This is a genomic window from Pleomorphomonas sp. JP5, assembly GCF_023721815.1.
Lineage (GTDB): Bacteria > Pseudomonadota > Alphaproteobacteria > Rhizobiales > Pleomorphomonadaceae > Pleomorphomonas.
In genome coordinates, this window is sequence record NZ_JAMDLI010000006.1 from 123,776 (window position 1) to 140,174 (window position 16,399).

The 16,399-nt window shown below is 66.6% G+C and carries 13 protein-coding genes; 9 read left to right on the forward strand and 4 right to left on the reverse strand.

The annotated features are described in order from the left end of the window. The first annotated feature begins 135 nt into the window (after positions 1 to 135). Positions 136 to 1,068 (forward strand): ABC transporter substrate-binding protein, encoded by a 933-nt coding sequence (locus M4J40_RS05910; protein ID WP_251753186.1) that lies wholly within the window; start codon positions 136 to 138, stop codon positions 1,066 to 1,068. Positions 1,069 to 1,272: 204 nt separating this feature from the next. On the opposite strand, the gene M4J40_RS05915 is transcribed toward M4J40_RS05910, so the two are convergent. Continuing rightward, positions 1,273 to 2,484 carry an ROK family protein gene (locus M4J40_RS05915; protein ID WP_251752848.1) on the reverse strand — a complete coding sequence of 404 codons (1,212 nt, stop codon included), beginning with the start codon at positions 2,482 to 2,484 and terminating at the stop codon, positions 1,273 to 1,275. 437 nt (positions 2,485 to 2,921) lie between these two features. Here M4J40_RS05915 and tkt point away from each other — a divergent pair, with 437 nt between their 5' ends. After that, on the forward strand, positions 2,922 to 4,934 hold the full coding sequence (gene tkt, locus M4J40_RS05920) for a transketolase (RefSeq protein WP_251752850.1): 2,013 nt from the start codon (positions 2,922 to 2,924) through the stop codon (positions 4,932 to 4,934). Positions 4,935 to 5,252: 318 nt separating this feature from the next. On the opposite strand, the gene M4J40_RS05925 is transcribed toward tkt, so the two are convergent. Continuing rightward, entirely contained in the window at positions 5,253 to 6,221 is a 969-nt protein-coding gene (locus M4J40_RS05925) for a threonine dehydratase (protein ID WP_251752851.1), read from the reverse strand. An 80-nt stretch (positions 6,222 to 6,301) separates the two neighbouring features. Continuing rightward, positions 6,302 to 7,051, reverse strand: a complete 750-nt coding sequence (locus tag M4J40_RS05930; protein WP_251752853.1) for a helix-turn-helix domain-containing protein — start codon at positions 7,049 to 7,051, stop codon at positions 6,302 to 6,304. 235 nt (positions 7,052 to 7,286) lie between these two features. Here M4J40_RS05930 and M4J40_RS05935 point away from each other — a divergent pair, with 235 nt between their 5' ends. Both M4J40_RS05935 and M4J40_RS05940 read left to right on the forward strand, forming a co-directional pair. Beyond that, complete coding sequence (locus M4J40_RS05935) at positions 7,287 to 7,871, forward strand: TetR/AcrR family transcriptional regulator (protein ID WP_251752855.1); 585 nt, start codon at positions 7,287 to 7,289, stop codon at positions 7,869 to 7,871. A gap of 71 nt (positions 7,872 to 7,942) precedes the next feature. Next, positions 7,943 to 8,686 (forward strand): 3-oxoacyl-ACP reductase family protein, encoded by a 744-nt coding sequence (locus tag M4J40_RS05940; RefSeq protein ID WP_251752858.1) that lies wholly within the window; start codon positions 7,943 to 7,945, stop codon positions 8,684 to 8,686. A 39-nt stretch (positions 8,687 to 8,725) separates the two neighbouring features. Here the strand turns inward: M4J40_RS05940 and M4J40_RS05945 are convergent, their stop codons facing one another. Then, positions 8,726 to 9,739: a LacI family DNA-binding transcriptional regulator gene (locus tag M4J40_RS05945; protein WP_251752860.1), complete on the reverse strand. Its 1,014-nt coding sequence runs from the start codon at positions 9,737 to 9,739 to the stop codon at positions 8,726 to 8,728. A 285-nt stretch (positions 9,740 to 10,024) separates the two neighbouring features. Here M4J40_RS05945 and M4J40_RS05950 point away from each other — a divergent pair, with 285 nt between their 5' ends. The 5 genes from M4J40_RS05950 (at position 10,025) to M4J40_RS05970 (ending at position 16,370) form a co-directional block, all read left to right on the forward strand. Continuing rightward, on the forward strand, positions 10,025 to 11,317 hold the full coding sequence (locus M4J40_RS05950) for an ABC transporter substrate-binding protein (protein ID WP_251752862.1): 1,293 nt from the start codon (positions 10,025 to 10,027) through the stop codon (positions 11,315 to 11,317). Positions 11,318 to 11,461: 144 nt separating this feature from the next. Further along, a complete protein-coding gene (locus M4J40_RS05955; RefSeq protein ID WP_251752863.1) occupies positions 11,462 to 12,373 on the forward strand; it encodes a carbohydrate ABC transporter permease in 912 nt (303 codons plus the stop codon). 13 nt (positions 12,374 to 12,386) lie between these two features. Beyond that, positions 12,387 to 13,208, forward strand: a complete 822-nt coding sequence (locus M4J40_RS05960) for a carbohydrate ABC transporter permease (protein ID WP_251752865.1) — start codon at positions 12,387 to 12,389, stop codon at positions 13,206 to 13,208. Between the two features lie 10 nt (positions 13,209 to 13,218). Beyond that, positions 13,219 to 14,358, forward strand: a complete 1,140-nt coding sequence (locus M4J40_RS05965) for an ABC transporter ATP-binding protein (RefSeq protein WP_251752867.1) — start codon at positions 13,219 to 13,221, stop codon at positions 14,356 to 14,358. An 11-nt stretch (positions 14,359 to 14,369) separates the two neighbouring features. Further along, the gene (locus tag M4J40_RS05970) at positions 14,370 to 16,370 is read left to right on the forward strand and encodes an alpha-amylase family protein (RefSeq protein ID WP_251752869.1); all 2,001 of its coding nucleotides are present in this window, start codon (positions 14,370 to 14,372) and stop codon (positions 16,368 to 16,370) included. Positions 16,371 to 16,399: the final 29 nt, after the last annotated feature.

Genomic DNA, 16,399 nt, shown 5'->3' on the forward strand with positions numbered 1-16,399 from the left:
ACGCAGCCGCCATTCCGGCGGCGAACGGAGAAACGCGCTCTCGGAAAAGCCGTCGCGAGGAGGTTTCGCGCCGGATTGCCGCCGCCGCCCCGGCAAAACAAGGGGAGCGGCATCCTCTGGAGGAGTAAGACCATGTTGCTTCGTTCCGTGCTTTTCGCATCCGTCGCCCTCGCCCTCGTCGGCACGGCCACCGCCAAGGATCTCAACAGGATCGGCATCTCCATCGGTTCGATGGGCAATCCGTTCTACGTGGCGCTCGCAAACGGCGCGGCCGCGAAGGCCAAGGAGATCAACCCCGATGTCGACGTGATCGCCCTCGGCTACGACTACGACCTCAACAAGCAGTTCACCCAGATCGACAACTTCATCGCCGCCGGCGTCGACCTGATCCTGTTCACGCCCGCCGACTCCGAGGCCGTTGCGCCCGCCATCGCCCGCGCCCAGGCCGCCGGCATCCCGATGGTCGCCGTCGACACCGCCGCCGTCGGCGCCGATGCCACCGTGACCACCGACAACGTCCAGGCCGGCGAGATCGCCTGCCAGTACATCGTCGACAAGCTGAACGGAAAGGGTGACGTCATCATCCAGAACAGCAACCAGGTGTCGGCCGTCATCGACCGCGTCGTCGGCTGCAAGAAGGTGTTCGACGCCAACCCCGGCATCAACGTGCTCTCGGACGACCAGAACGCCCTCGGCTCGCGCGACGGCGGCCTCAACGTCATGCAGGCCATGCTGACCCGCTTCGAGAAGATCGACGCGGTCTTCGCCATCAACGACCCGCAGGTGATCGGCTCGAACCTCGCCGCCAAGCAGGCCGGCCGCGACAACATCATCTTCACCTCGGTCGACGGCGCCCCTGACATCGAAGCTGTCCTCAAGGACCCGGACAGCCCGATGGTTCAGGCCTCCGCCAGCCAGGACCCCTACGCCATGGCCCAGCTCGCCATGGAAATCGGCGTCGATCTGCTCAACGGCAAGAAGCCCGCGCAGCAGGTGACCCTGCTTCCCTCCAAGCTGGTGACCCGCGACAACGTCAACGAGTACAAGGGCTGGAACGCGGCCCGCTGAGCCCCCTCGGCAAGTCGCAATCCTGACCGGCGCCCGGGACTTCACGTCCCGGGCTTTTTTCGTTGGAGGACAGATAACCACGAGAGGATGCGTTCTTCGCACGGTTGATCCGGCCGCGCCCTCTGTCCCGGAACAGAGGATAGCTGGCATGAGCAGCCGCCATCCGTCAGCGAGAGACCGATTCCATCGATCGCCCCGCGCCGCTCACCGCGCCATGTGGCCCCTCTCGCGGGAGTGGCTTCCGACGCCGACCAGTTGCTCCTCGAACACCAGATGGGCGGCGCCCAGGATGCCGGCGCGGTCGCCGCTCTTCGCCTTGACGATTTGCAGGCTCTGCGTCGCCAGCGGCAGGCAGCGCTGGTTGACCAGTTCGCGGATGCCGGCCATCAGGTGCTCGCCGGCTTCCGCGAGGGTGCCGCCGACCACCACCAGGTTCGGGTTGAGGACGCTGACGACATTGGCCGTCACCTCGCCGAAGCCCTTGCCGGCGGCGCGGATCAGCTGGATCGCCTCGGGCACGCTGCGCTTGACGATGGTGATGACGTCGCGCGCATCCCGGGCCTCGATCCCCATGGCGCGCAGGTCGCGCGCGATCGCCCAGCCGCCGGAATAGGCTTCGAGGCAGCCGAGCTTGCCGCAGCGGCAGAGCGGCGGGTTGGGCAGGTCGAGCTGAATGTGGCCGATGTCGGCCGCCGCCCCGCGCCCGCCGCGATAGACTTCGCCGCAGCTGATGAAGCCGCCGCCGATGCCGGTGCCGGCCTTGATGAAGAAGAAGCAGTCTTCGTCGGGCCAGTAGGTCTTGTACTCGGCCAGCGCCATCAGGTTGACGTCGTTGTCGGCGAAAACCTGGATCTCGTAACGATCCCGGAACCAGCCGCGAATATCGAAGTCGTACCAGCCGTGCATGACCGACGGGCCGAACACCCGCGCGTTCTTGTAGTCGATGCGCGAGGGAAGGCAGAGCCCGACGCCAATCACATCGTCGATCGGACGGCCGACGCGTGGCAGCAGGCGTTCGAGGCAGGCGGCGATCTGCTCCAGAATCGCCGTCGGTTCGTCATCGAGGTCGGTCGCGAAAACCTCCTCGACCAGGATCTTCGGCGTCAGGTCGGTCAGCGCCACCCGCGTCTGGCTCTCGCCGACGTCGACGGCGGCGATCAGCGCGAACTCCTCGTTGAGGCTGAGCAGCTTGGAGGGGCGCCCACCGGTCGGCAGCACCTTCTCTGTCTCGCGGACCAGGTTGGCGTTGAACAGCACGCCCAGCCGCTGGACGACGGTGGTGCGCGAGCTTCCGGACAGCTTTTCCAGTTCGGACCGCGAAACGGCGCCGTTCCTGGCGATCAGCGAGAAAAGATCCCGGCTTTCCAAGGAAAGATGGGTACCACTCGTATCAGTGATAACGTCCCTCGCACTCACCACGGCGTATCCCTTTTTCAATGCTCTCGAGCAAGTCCGGCAAAAGTCGGAACCGCTTTTGCGTCCGGAATCACGTGCGTGCAAACTGATGGAGCGTCTCGACGAACCAAGGTCCGCCGGGCGTGCTTTTGGCGCTTCTCGTCCCGACCAGGAAACCGGCGGACCGGTCGATGATACCGGTCGGTTGCAGATGATATCCGATCGCCGTCACGCGGTAAACGAACGAACGCGCAGCCCCTTCGGAACCGAGTGAATTTCAACGAAAATCACGCTATTTTCGCCAACATATGCTCAATAGACGGCCATAAGCGTATTTTTACGACCGATCAGTTATTTATTTTGACTTTTTTTATACCGAACTATAGCATGTTAGGGCAATTTTCGGTCATTACGCCAAGAGCGAGGGGAATGGCCGGGGGAACGCGAGGAGAGACCACATGCTGTCACCATTTCCATCAACAACCGCGCTGGCCAATGCGATTCGCATCCTGACCATCGACGCGGTCAATGCCGCCGGCTGCGGCCATCCGGGCGCCCCCATGGGCATGGCGGAAATGGGCACCGCCCTTTGGACCCGCCACCTCAGCCACAACCCGGCCGACCCCAAGTGGGTCAACCGCGACCGCTTCGTCCTGTCCAACGGCCATGCGTCGATGCTGATCTATTCGATGCTGCATCTGACCGGCTACGACGTGTCGCTCGACGACATCAAGAACTTCCGCAAGCTTGGCGGTCGCCTGCCCGGCCACCCCGAATACGGTCACACGCCCGGCGTCGAGACCACCACCGGCCCGATCGGCCAGGGCATTGCCAACGCCGTCGGCTTCGCGCTGGCCGAAAAGCTCCTGGGCATCGAGTTCAACCGTCCCGGCTTCCCCATCGTCGACCACTACACCTACGCCTTCATGGGTGACGGCTGCCTCATGGAAGGCATCTCGCACGAGGCCTGCTCGCTGGCCGGCACCTGGAAGCTGAACAAGCTGATCGCCTTCTGGGACGACAACGGCATTTCCATCGACGGCCGCGTCTCCGACTGGTTCAGCGACAACACGCCCAAGCGCTTCGAGGCCTATGGCTGGCACGTGATCACCGGCGTCGACGGCCATGACGTCGAGGCGGTGGACAAGGCGATCCAAGAGGCCAAGGCCCAGACCGACAAGCCGACCCTGATCTGCTGCCGCACCATCATCGGCAAGGGCTCGCCCAACTGTCAGGACACCCCAGGCGTCCACGGCAACCCGCTGAGCGTGGCCGAGATCGCCGCCACCCGCGCCGCGCTGGGCATCACCTCCGGCCCCTTCGAGATCGCCGACGACGTCCGCGCCGCCTGGAACGGCCGCGACGCCGGCATCCAGCGGCAGCAGAAGTGGCAGGCCCTGTTCGACGCCTACCGCGCCGCCTTCCCCAAGGAGGCCGCCGAGTTCGAGCGCCGCATCAACGGCCGCCTACCGGAGAACTTCGCCGCTGAAGCCGCCAAGCTCCTGGCGACCATCGACGCCGAGGCGAAGAGCGTCGCCACCCGCCACGGCTCGCAGCGGGCTCTCAACGCCCTGGCGCCGCTGCTGCCGGAGGTCCTGTCCGGTTCGGCCGACCTGCACGCCTGCACCATGACCGAGTGGAACGGCTGCAAGCATCTGCGCGCCAACGCCCTTGAGGAAGGCGGCAACGTCCTCGACTACGGTATCCGCGAGTTCGGCATGATGGCGATCGTCAACGGGCTGGCGCTGCACGGCGGCTTCCTGCCCATCGGCGCCACCTTCCTGGTGTTCTCCGAATATGCCCGCAACGCCATCCGCATGGCGGCGCTGATGAAGGTGCGCTCGCTGTTCGTGCTCACCCACGACTCCATCGGCATGGGCGAGGACGGCCCGACCCATCAGGCGGTCGAGCAGACGGCCACCCTGCGCCTCGTGCCCAACCTCGACGTCTGGCGCCCTTGCGACAGCGTGGAAACCTTCGTCGCCTGGCAGACGGCCATCGAACACAGCGATTGTCCGACCGCCCTCGTCCTGACGCGCCAGCGCGTGCCGCACCAGAGCCGCGACGCAGCCCGGATCGAGGCCATCAAGCGCGGCGGCTACGTGCTCAGCGACTGCGCCGGCAAGCCCGACGCGGTGATCATCGCCACCGGCTCGGAAGTCGGCCTCGCCATGGACGCGCAGCAGAAGCTCGCCACCGAGGGCGTGGCAACCCGCGTCGTCTCGCTGCCCTCGCACTTCGTGTTCGAGCAGCAGGACGCCGCCTACAAGAACGACGTTCTGCCGCGCGGCATCCCCCGCGTTGCTGTCGAGGCCGGCGTCACCGACTACTGGCGCAAGTATGTCGGCCTCGAAGGCGCGGTGGTCGGTATCGACCGCTTCGGCGAGTGCGGTCCGGCGCCCGAGGTCTACGAGTTCTTCGGCATCACCACCGACGGCGTCGTCAAGGCGGTGCGTAGCGTCCTGGCGTAATCGCCCCCACGACTTGCCCGGCGCCCTCACACCGCCGGGCGAGCCACTCGCGTCACGATGCGATTGGTCCTCCAAGAGCGCCGTTCGATCTGAATGAATCAGATCGGCGCTCTCGGTTCTTCCTGACACATCATCTTGTCGACCCTCGTTTCACTCCGGTCGGATGATGCTCCAAGCCGCCTCCCCGACCTCGTCCCCCCGAGGCCCGCGGCTTGATCGCGCCCCCGGTTCCCGCCCACACTCCCGGCGGGAACCGGGGGCCGACACGTTCTTCGCTCGCCATCGGCCACGTCCTTCCGCCGCGCGAGACCCGATGCATCAGGCCGGCGGCGTGTGCCCGGAGAGGACCGTGGCCATAAGCTCGCGGTCGATGTTGCCGCCGGTCAGGATCACGGCGACCTTCTTGTTCCGGAACCTGTGGCCGTGCCGCATCAGGGCGGCATAGCCCGCCGCGCCGGCGCCTTCCGCGACATTGTGGGTGGCGCTGTAGAGCGAGCGGATCGCCTCGGCGATCTCGTCCTCGCTGACGGTCACCACGTCGGCCGCCCCGGAGAGCACGATGTCCACCGCCTCTTCCGGCGGCTCCCTGCAGGCCATGCCGTCGGCGAAGGTCGCAGCCTCCGTACCGATCACGCGGCGCTTGCCTTGGAACGTTTGCGCATAGGCCGGCGCCCGCTCGGCGCAAACGCCGATGATGGCGGTTTTCCTGTTCAAGAGATTGCGCATGGCGATCAGCGAACAGATGCCCGAGCCCATGCCGATCGGCACGAACACCGCGTCGAGATCGGGGTGCTGCGAGAACAGCTCCCAGCCGTAGGTCGCCACGCCGCGAACGATGTGGCGACTGAACGACGAAACGCTGAGGAACCCTCGCTTGGTCGCTTCGCTGGCCGCGACCCGACGCGCCTCGTCGAAATCCTGGCCGGCGATCAACAGCTCGCCGCCGAACGCTTCCATGGCCGCGTTCTTCTCGCGCGAGTTTCCCTCGGGCACCACGATCACCGAGGGTATGCCTGCCTGCCGGGCGCCGATGGCGATGGACTGGCCGTGGTTGCCCCGCGTGGCGGTGATGATGCCCTTGGGCAGCCCTTCGCGCTTGAGCGCATCGACGAACACCAGCCCACCGCGCGCCTTGAACGAGCCGGTCGGCGTGTGGTTCTCGTGCTTGACCACCACCTCGACCCCGCTCTCCCTTGCCAGCAGCGGCCAGGCATAGGCGGGCGTCGGCGGAACGACCTTGCGCACGATTTTCAGTGCGTCTTCAATGTCATCTTCGGTGAACTGCATGTGAGGCTCCTTCGCCGCGAAGCTAGCGAAGGCCTCCACCACCGGCTTTCAAAAAGCGAACATGAACCGACGAGCGGTTGCTACGCCGACCTCAAGGCGCTCGGTGCGACACCAACCCTCCTCACAAACTGCGATGTCATGTGCGCGTGCGAGGAAAAGCCGCAGTCCAGCGCAATGTCCGCCAGCGAACGGTCGGTCGTCTCGATCAGCGCACGGGCCCGGCGCAGCCGGCATTCGATGATGTACTCGCGCGGCGATCGCCCCGTCGCCCTGTGAAAGGCGCGGGCGAAATAGCGCGTCGACAAGCCGAGCGCCGCCGACAGGTCGGTGACCAGAAGGGTCTCCGAAAGCCTGGCGTCGATCAGGTCGTCGACAAGGCGCAGCCGCCGGGGCGTGATCCAGTCCGCACTCGGCTCCGCGCCGGTCTCCGGGAGACCATCGACACGGTCCCGGAGCGCCAGCACCAGGGTTTCGCAATCGAGCATGTCGGCATGGGTGATCAGCAGGCTCCTGAGACGACGGGCAATGCCAGCCGCCATCTCGTCCACGACGTCGTGGCATCCGCGACGGACCTCGAAGTCCGTGCAGATGAGTCTGAGATACTCGCCGCCCCGGCGGGAGCTGGAATAGACATCCCAGCCCTTGGCCCGCACCGCCAGACTGTTGGCGCGCACCTTGAACGACGATCGCCGGTCGGTGCCGATCGAATGCTCGCCGGTCTGGCAATCATAGGCAAAGCCGATCTCGTTCTCGGCCACCACGTAGCTCACGCAGTAGGGCGAGGCGGGCAACAGCTCCAGGCGCCAGTGCGGCGTGGCGATGGCTTTCAAGGGCGACTCCGGGCGGCAATCCCAGGCCATGATGCCTTGTTCCATCTTGCCAAGACAATCGCGTGGGAACAACGGCCTTCAGCGCATCATGTGCAGGACCGGCGGCCACCTCGCGGTCGATGGCCCTGCTTGAGGCGACATCCATCACCCTCCCCGATCTTCCCGCCGTCGCCCCCCACGCGAACGTGATCGCTCCATTCTTGACCGATCAGTCCAGAACCGTTACCCCTTCCCCATGGCAAGACCACGGGAGTTCGACAGGGATGCCGCGCTGAAGGCGGCCACCGACGTGTTCTGGTCCAAGGGCTTCGCGGCGACGTCGACGGAAGACCTTGTCCAGGCGATGGGTATTGGCCGCCAGAGTTTCTACAACGCCTTCGGCGACAAGCGCCGGCTCTATCTCGAAGCGCTGGAAGCCTACCAGCGCAACGCGACGAGCTGTCACATCGGCCGCCTGACCACGCCGACCTCGCCGCTCGACGGCCTGCGCGACCTGCTGGTCGGGCTCATTCCCGACGACGACGCGTTGCGCTGCCGGGGCTGCCTGGGCAACGGCTCGGTCGGCGAGTTCGGTATCACCGACCCCGAACTCATGGAGATGCGGGAGAGGATGATCGCCGGCTTCCGGGCGAAGGTCATCGAACGGTTGAGGGAAGGACAGCGGCTGGGCCAGATCGATCCGGAGATCGACATCGAACAGGCGGCGTCCTTCATCGAAATCACCATGAGCGGCCTCCAGCTTGCCGCCAGAGGTGGCGCCGGAGCCCAGGAACTTCACGCCCTCGCCGCCTTCGCGGTGGAGCGTTTCAGAGCCAGATAACAACAAGACGCCGGGAGAGCGCCCTTCGCTTGTCCAATTATGGACTGATCAGTCAAAAACGGAGAATGACGATGAGTGACGACAACAGGAAAGTTGCCCTGGTCTTCGGCGGATCGCGCGGCATCGGCGCCGCCATCGTGTCGCGGCTGGCGGACGATGGCTACACCGTGCCCTTCACCTATGTTTCGAACGAGACCGCGGCCAACGATCTGGTCGGCAAGGTCGGGGCGGCCGGCGGCACGGCGCTGGCGATCAAGGCCGACAGCGCCAAGAAGAACGATCTCGTCGCCGCCGTCGGCGCCACCATCGACCGCTTCGGGCGGCTGGACGTGGTGGTGGTCAATGCCGGCGTCGCCCGCATGGGCCTCGTCGACACGGTGCCGGTCGAGGATCTCGACCTGCAGCTCGACGTCAACGTGCGTGGCGTGTTCCTCGCCATCCAGGCGGCCCTGCCGCACATGAAGGACGGCGGACGCATCGTCACCATCGGCAGCAACATCGCCCAGCGCAGCGGCTTCCCCGGCGCCAGCGTCTACCAGACGACCAAGGCGGCGGTGGCCGGCATGGTCAAGGGTCTCGCCCTCGATCTGGCGCCGCGCGGCATCACCATCAACAACGTCCAGCCCGGCCCGACCAAGACCGACATGATCGGCGCGCTCGGCAACGAGGGGATCGACATGGTGATGGGCATGGTGCCGCTGAAGCGCATGGCCGAGCCGGAGGAAATCGCCGGCCTCGTCTCCTACATCGCCCGCGACGAAGCCGGCTACGTCACCGGCGCCAGCCTGACCATCGACGGCGGCTTCGCGCTCTGACGAAACGGCGCTCGGCCGGGGGCATTCCCCGGCCCTCGCCTATTTGGGCAGCGGCGCGCAGGAATGGCCGATGACCAGCCTGGGCTCGGCGACGTGACAACGCCGCTCGCCACCCCTTCCGGCCTCGCCGCGCACGTGCTCCATCATCCACAGCGAGGCGACGCGGGCGAGTTCGTCGATCGGCTGCTCCACCGTGGTGATGCGGGGCATGACGATGCTGCTCCAGGCCACCACGTCGATGCCGGCGATCGACACGTCGTCGGGGCAGCGGAAGCCGAGGTCGGTGACAGCCTGCAAGGCGCCGATGGCCATGTAGTTGTTGGCGGCCAGGATGGCGGTCGGTCGCGACGGCGACGACATCAGGCGGATGACGTTGTCGTAGGCGAGGTCGGCGCTGTAGTCGGCGACGATCTCGAACTCCGGCTCCACCGCCAGTCCGCCCTCGGCCATGGCCGAGCGAAACCCCTCCAGGCGGCGCTCCGCCGCCCACATGTTCCGCTGGCCGCCGACATAGGCGATGCGGCGATGGCCGAGCCGCGCCAGATACGCGGTCAGCATCTCGGCGCCGCGCCGGTGGTCGGAGGTGACGAAGTCGAGCGCGGTGCCATCGACGTCCTGGTCGACCAGCACCACGGGCACGTCGAGCTCGTTGAGATGGGCGGCGAACTCGGGATCGTTCCTCAGCGGCGTCATGATGATGCCCGCCACCCGGTGCCGCTTGAGAAGGGTCAGCGTGCGCAGCTCGCGGCCCGGATCGGAGGCGAGGTTGGCGACGATCAGCATGTGCTCGTGGCCGGAGATGTGCTTGTCGATGGTGCCGAACAGCCGGCCGAAGAACGGGTTGGCGGCGTCGCCCAGCACCATGCCGATCAGCTTGGACTGGCCGCGCTTGAGGTTCTGCGCCATCAGGTTCGGCGTGTAGCGCACGGCGGCCACCGCCGCGTCGATGCGCGCCCGCGTCTCCTCGCTCACCGGCCCCGTGCCGTTGAGGGCCAGCGACACCGTGGAAATCGAGACGCCCGCGTGACGGGCCACATCCCTGATCGTCGCCATCGCCTCGCCCTTTTCCGCCTGTTTCGGCCTATCGAACCGTTTTCATGATCACCTCGTCGGCTTGCGCGCACCGACACCGGATCGGGTGAGAAACCACACCCGCATCGCGGGGAGGCAGGTTCAACTCGTCCACATATCGCTGTTCGATGATAGTTCGATACTTGTCAAGCCAAAAAACCGACTATACGATCCTATCGAAACGGTTCGATATCAATGCCGCTATGAGCATCCGCACCAAGACGGAGTTCGTTCGCCGTTTCATCCTAGAGGGTCAGGGAGTTTACCATGCGATTCCGGTTGAATGGAGAGGTTCGTTTCATTGCCAGCGCGCTTCTGGGCGCCACAATTCTCACCACCCCGGCGTTGGCCGAAGACATCGTCATCAAGATGTGGACGCTCGACAATAACGGCTACAAGGAATTCATTTCAGAGGCCGCCGAGAGCTTCAAGGCGACACACCCGAACGTCAGCATCGAGCATCAGATCTTTCCGGGCGACCCATACAAGACGGCGCTGAAGGTGGCGCTGGTCGGCTCCGACGGGCCGGACGTGTTCTTCAACTGGGCCGGCGATCGCGCCACGCAGCTCGTCAAGGACAAGCTGGCGCTCGACATCACCGATTACGGCGACGTGCCCGGCGGTTTTGCCAAGGTGCTGCCGCAGGGCCTTCTGGATTCCTTCCGCTACGACGGCCGCCTCTACGGCGTCGCCACCGACGCGGTGACCAAATACGTCTTCTACGACAAGGCCTATTTCGCCGAACACAAGCTCGAAATCCCCAAGACGCTCGGCGAACTCGGCGGCCTCTGCAAGGCGATCCGCCAGATCGACCCCGACACCATTCCGATGCCGCTCGGCAACAAGACGCGCTGGAAGGCCATCCACTGGATGACCATGCTCAACGAGCGCGCCATGGGCGTCGCGGCCACCGCCGCCGACTACGACCTGTCGCGGCCGGCCGACCAGCTCTACACCGACCCCGGCTATGCCAAGGCCTTCCAGGCGCTCGTGGACCTGCAGGACGCAGGCTGCTTCGAGGACGCGCCGAACGCCACCGAGTACGCCATCGCCGACTCGATGTTCATCACCCGCGCCTCGCCGATGGAGTACTGCGGCAGCTGGTGCACCTCGGCGCTCGATCAGGCCGGCTTCACCGACTACGGCTTCTTCCGCCTGCCGGTGATGGAAGGCGGCAAGGGCAACCCCGACGCCAACTTCCTGGTCCCCGAGGGCTATCAGGTCTCCGCCAAGACCGCCCATCCCCAGGAGGCTGTTGAGTGGCTGAGCTTCCTCGTCTCCGACGAGCAGGCCCTGAAGTTCGCCGAGAAGGTGCAGTTCCTGCCCTCCAACACCCGGCTCATCGACAAGGCCGAGGGCGTGCCCCAGAGCTTCAAGGACATCGCGAGCGAAGTCGCCACCGTCAAGGAGGGCGTCAACGTGCTCGACGCGCTGCTCGAGGCCACCGTGGCCGACGCCTACATGAACGCCACCGTCGAGGTGCTGAACCGCACGCTGACGCCGGAAGCGGCCGTCGGCAAGGTGCGCGAGGCGGCGCTGGCCGTGCAGGCCAAGAAGTAAGCGGCCAAGGCCGTTCCGGCGCCTGTCCCTCCCCCCGGGACCGGCGCCACCCGACCGGGGCGGACGCGATGCGTCTCCCCGGTCCTTCTCCCTCCTTGCCCTCCTCCCGCCGCCCTCCGGCGGCGACGGCCGCCAGGTAGCAGCATGCCCTTTCCACCGACATCCAAGCCCGCCGGCAGACGGCCGGCAATGAAGGCCGGCGCCGTCTCCGCCACGGCCATGATGGCCCCGGCGCTGATCCTCGTCGGCGTCTTCATCCTGATCCCGGCCATCGTCGCCGTGATCGGCTCCTTCTTCGACTTCTCGATGACGTCCGCCAACTGGACCTATGTCGGCGGCGCCAACTACCGCCGGGCGGCCACCGATCCGCTGTTCTGGCTGGCGATCTCCAACAACATCTTCATCGTCGTGGGATCGGTGATCTCGCAGGTCGGCGGCGGCGCCATCCTCGCCGCCATCCTCGACCGGGGCATCCGGCGCGGCGGCGTCTTCTACCGCACCATCATCTTCATGCCGGTGGTGATCTCCTCGATCGCCGTCGCCTTCGTCTGGATGCTGATCCTTGATCCCAACGTCGGGCCGCTCAACGCGGTGGTCAAGGCGCTGGGCCTGCCGACGCCCAAGCTCGGCTGGCTGGGCGATCCGTCGATCTCGCTGTGGATGCTGCTGCTCATCGCCGCCTGGCAGAACGTCGGCTTCCAGATGATGCTGATCCTCGCCGGCCTGCAGGCCATCCCCAAGGAGCACTACGAGGCGGCCTCGCTCGACGGCGCGCGCGGCCTCAAGGCCTTCTGGTACATCACGCTTCCCGGCATCCGCAACGTCCTGGTGCTGGCGACGCTGATCACCGTCATCGGCGGTTTCAAGGTGTTCGACCTCGTCTTCGTCACCACCGGCGGCGGGCCGGCCAACGCCACGCAGGTTCTGGGCACCTACACCTACACCCAGGCCTTCTCCTTCGGAAACATGGGCTACGCCAACGCCATGGCCGTCGTGCTGCTGGTCACGGCGGCGCTGCTCGGCTGGCTGCAGGTCCGCCTGTCGCGGCGCGGTTAGGGAGCCAAGGAACATGACGCTTCGATCCCGCACCGTCGCCATCGGCCTGCACGCCGTCGTCTCGCTGTGGACGCTGTTCGTGCTGCTGCCCGTGTTCGTGATGGTCATCTCGGCCTTCAAGAGCCAGGCCGAGCTGTTCACCCGGCCGCTCGCCCTGCCCAAGCACTTCAGCTTCGCCGCCTTCGAGCGGGCCTGGGGCATCGGCATCAGCGGCTTTCTCGTCAACTCGATCCTGGTCACCGCGCTGTCGGTCTTCATCATCATCTTCGCGTCGAGCCTTGCCGCCTACATCCTCGCCCGCTCCGAGCGGCCGGTGATGCGCTGGGTCTACGTCGCCATCGTCGCCGGCTTCGCGGTGCCGCTGCAAAGCGTCATGGTGCCGCTCTACCAACTGGTCTCCAGCGCCGGCCTCCTCAACTCGCGCCTTGCCATCGCCCTGCCCTACGCCGCCTACGGCATCCCCTTCACGACGATGCTGTTCTACACCTTCTTCCTGGAGTTCCCGCGCGAGCTGGAGGAGGCCGCAAGGCTCGACGGCTGCGGTCGCCTGGAGGTGTTCTTCCGCATCGTGCTGCCGCTTTCCGGACCGGCGATCGCCAGCGGCGCCATCTTCCAGGCGGTGTTCAACTGGAACGAGTTCATCCTCGCCCTCCTGATGCTCACCAAATCGGACGTGCGCACCCTGCCCGTCGGCATCTACGGGCTGACCGGCCAATACAGCGCCGACTGGCCCGCCCTGATGGCCGGCCTCGCCATCGCCACCGTTCCGCTCATCGTCATCTTCCTGCTGGCCCAGCGCCATTTCGTGCGCAGCCTCGCCGGCCTCGGCAAATAGAGATACCGCCATGCCTCATCTCGAAGTTCGCGACGTCGTCAAACGCTACGGCAAGGTGACCGTGCTGTCGGGCGTGTCATTCTCCGCCGAGAAGGGCGAGTTCGTCGTCATGGTCGGCCCGTCGGGCTGCGGCAAGTCGACGCTGCTGCGCTCCATCGCCGGGCTGGAGGAGATCTCCTCGGGCTCGGTCTCCATCGCCGGCCGCGACATCACCACCGCCGAGCCGTCCGATCGCGGCGTCGCCATGGTGTTCCAGAACTACGCGCTCTATCCGCACATGACGGTGGCCCAGAACATGGGCTTCGCCCTCAAGGTGGCGCGCCGCCCGAAAGCCGAGATCGAAACCGCCGTCACCCGCGCCGCCGAGATCCTGCGCATCACCGACCACCTCGGCAAGTATCCGAAGGCGCTGTCGGGCGGCCAGAAGCAGCGCGTCGCCATCGGCCGGGCCATCACCCGCGCGCCGGAAGTGTTCCTGTTCGACGAGCCGCTTTCCAACCTCGACGCCGCCCTGCGCTCGCAGATGCGCATCGAGCTTTCCCGCCTGCACCGCGAGCTCGGCGCCACCATGCTCTACGTCACCCACGACCAGACCGAGGCCATGACCATGGCCGACCGGATCATCGTCATGAACGGCGGCAACATCGAGCAGATCGGCTCGCCGCTCGACCTCTACAACCGGCCGGCGACGCGCTTCGTGGCCGGCTTCATCGGCTCGCCGCGCATGAACTTCATCACCGCCCATGTCGCCCGGCTGGCCGGTCGCTCGGTGGGCTTCACGCTGGGCGAGGGAAGGCCGCCGCTCGACCTGGAATTCGCGCCCGGCGAGACGCTGCCGCGCCTCGGCGACGCGGTGACCCTGGGCATCCGACCGGAAGCGCTCGGCGACGAGGGCGAAGTTCACATCGCCGACGCCGACGTCACCGTGGTCGAGGCGCTGGGCCGCGAGACCCTGGTCTATTCCGACGCCCACACCCTGCGCACCACCGACTCCGAGTCCCTCGACGGCTACTTCGCCCAGCTCGTTCCGAGCCAGTCCGACAAGCGGCTCGGCCAGCACATCGAACTGAGGGCCAACCGTTCGGCCTTCGTGGTCTTCGCCGCCGACGGCGCCACGCTGCACGACGCCTCCCCCATCCATCACAAGTGACTGCCCCCATCATGCGCTTTCGCCAAGTTCATCTCGACTTCCACACCTCCGGCCTGATCGAGGGCATCGGCTCCCGCTTCGACGCGCGCGACTTCGCCCGCGCCTTCAAGGCGGCCCACGTCGATTCCGTGACGATCTTCTCCAAGTGCCATCACGGCCTGTCCTACCACCCGACCAAGGTGGGCCGGATGCACCCCGGCCTCGGCTTCGACCTGTTGCGCGCTGAGCTCGACGCACTGCACGGCGAGGGCATCGCAGCCCCGATCTATCTCTCGGCCGCCTGGGACGAGCACGCCGCCTTCACCCACGCCGACTGGCGCATCGTCACGCCCGACGGCCACCTGCCGCAATCGCGCAACGATCCCACCGGCTGGGCCTACCTCGACTTCGCCTCGCCCTATCTCGACTATCTCGCCGCGCAGATCGACGAGGTGCTGGAGCACTATCCCGACGGCGACGGCATCTTCATCGACATCTGCAGCCAGCTGCCGTCGATCTCGCCCTACGCCAAGGCGGCGATGGAGGCGCGCGGCCTCGACTGGACGTCGGTCGGCGACCGCACCATCTTCGGCGCCGAGGCGCTCGACGGCTTCTATCGCAAGGTCAAGGACACCGTGCGCGCCCGCGCGCCGGGCATGCCGCTGTTCTTCAACTCCGGCCACATCCGGCGCGGCAACCGCGAGCACATCGCCAAGTATTACAGCCACCTCGAACTGGAATCGCTGCCGACGGCCGGTTGGGGCTACGACCACTTCCCCGTCAGCGCCCGCTATGTCGACCCGCTCGGCATCCCCTTCCTGGGCATGACCGGCAAGTTCCATTTCACCTGGGGCGAGATCGGCGGCTACAAGCGGCCGGAGGCGCTGGTCTACGAATGCGGGGCCATGCTGGCCCATGGCGCCCGCTGCTCGATCGGCGACCACCTGCACCCGACTGGCCTCGTCGATCCCTCGACCATGTCGATCATCGGCGCCGCCTACGACTGGGTGGAGAAGCGGGAAGCGTGGGCCGAGGGCAGCGTCAACCGCGCCGAGATCGGCCTCATATCGCTGGAAGCGGCGACGCTCGACGCCACCAGCATCGAGGCGCCGGCCCAGAAGCACGCCAGCGACGACGGCGCGACGCGCATCCTCTTGGAAGCGGGCCTCACCTTCGACGTGCTCGATCTCGAAAGCGATCTCGCGCCCTATCGCCTGATCATCCTGCCGGACGCCGTGCCGGTCGGCCCCACCCTCAAGGCGAAGCTGGAGCGTTATGTCGCCGGCGGCGGCCGCCTGCTGCTCACCGGGCGAAGCGGTCTCGGCGCGACAGGCTTCGTGCTCGACGTCGGCGCCAGCTGGGAGGGCACCTCGCCCATGGCCGGCGGCGACTACCTGCTGCCGAGTCCCGAATGGCGGCCCGACGGCATCGACGAGCCGAACTTCATGTACGCCCCGTCCGAGCGCATCAAGGTCACCGATGGGGAATCGCTCGGCGCTGTCTACGAGCCCTATTTCGACAGGACGCCGAAGCACTTCTCCGGCCACATCAACGTGCCGCGCCGGCCCGACCCCAGCGGCTACGATGGCGGCAGCCGCAAGGGCGCCGTCACCTACCTCGCCCACCCGGTGTTCCGCGTCTACACCGAGGTCGGCGCCGTGCGCCTGCTGGAAATGGTCGAGCGCGCCATCGTCGACGCCCTCGGCGGCGAGCGGATGATCACCACCGGTCTGCCAAGGGCCGGCCGGGCGACCGTGCGCCGGCAACCCAAACGCCACCGCGACGTCATCTATCTCATGCACGCGACGCCGGCCCTGCGCGGCTATCTCTGGGACAGCAACATCCAGCCGATCCAGGATCTCGTGACGCTAAAGGACATCGCCGTGTCGCTGAAGGTCGACGCCCCCGTCGAAGCGGTGCGCCTCGTCCCCGACGGCGCGCCCCTCCCCTTCACGGAGGCCTATGGACGCGTCTGCTTCACCGTGCCGGAGGTGACCGGCGTCGCCATGGTCGAGGTTATCTACCGGTCGTAACCGAGCGGGAGCCGGCGCACGAAGGCCTG

Coding starts and splice junctions, on each gene's coding strand:
- tkt (WP_251752850.1), top strand. CDS start 2,922: ATGCTGTCACCATTTCCATCAACAACCGCGCTGGCCAATGCGATTCGC.
- M4J40_RS05925 (WP_251752851.1), bottom strand. CDS start 6,221: ATGCAGTTCACCGAAGATGACATTGAAGACGCACTGAAAATCGTGCGC.
- M4J40_RS05935 (WP_251752855.1), top strand. CDS start 7,287: ATGGCAAGACCACGGGAGTTCGACAGGGATGCCGCGCTGAAGGCGGCC.
- M4J40_RS05940 (WP_251752858.1), top strand. CDS start 7,943: ATGAGTGACGACAACAGGAAAGTTGCCCTGGTCTTCGGCGGATCGCGC.
- M4J40_RS05945 (WP_251752860.1), bottom strand. CDS start 9,739: ATGGCGACGATCAGGGATGTGGCCCGTCACGCGGGCGTCTCGATTTCC.
- M4J40_RS05950 (WP_251752862.1), top strand. CDS start 10,025: ATGCGATTCCGGTTGAATGGAGAGGTTCGTTTCATTGCCAGCGCGCTT.
- M4J40_RS05955 (WP_251752863.1), top strand. CDS start 11,462: ATGCCCTTTCCACCGACATCCAAGCCCGCCGGCAGACGGCCGGCAATG.
- M4J40_RS05960 (WP_251752865.1), top strand. CDS start 12,387: ATGACGCTTCGATCCCGCACCGTCGCCATCGGCCTGCACGCCGTCGTC.
- M4J40_RS05965 (WP_251752867.1), top strand. CDS start 13,219: ATGCCTCATCTCGAAGTTCGCGACGTCGTCAAACGCTACGGCAAGGTG.
- M4J40_RS05970 (WP_251752869.1), top strand. CDS start 14,370: ATGCGCTTTCGCCAAGTTCATCTCGACTTCCACACCTCCGGCCTGATC.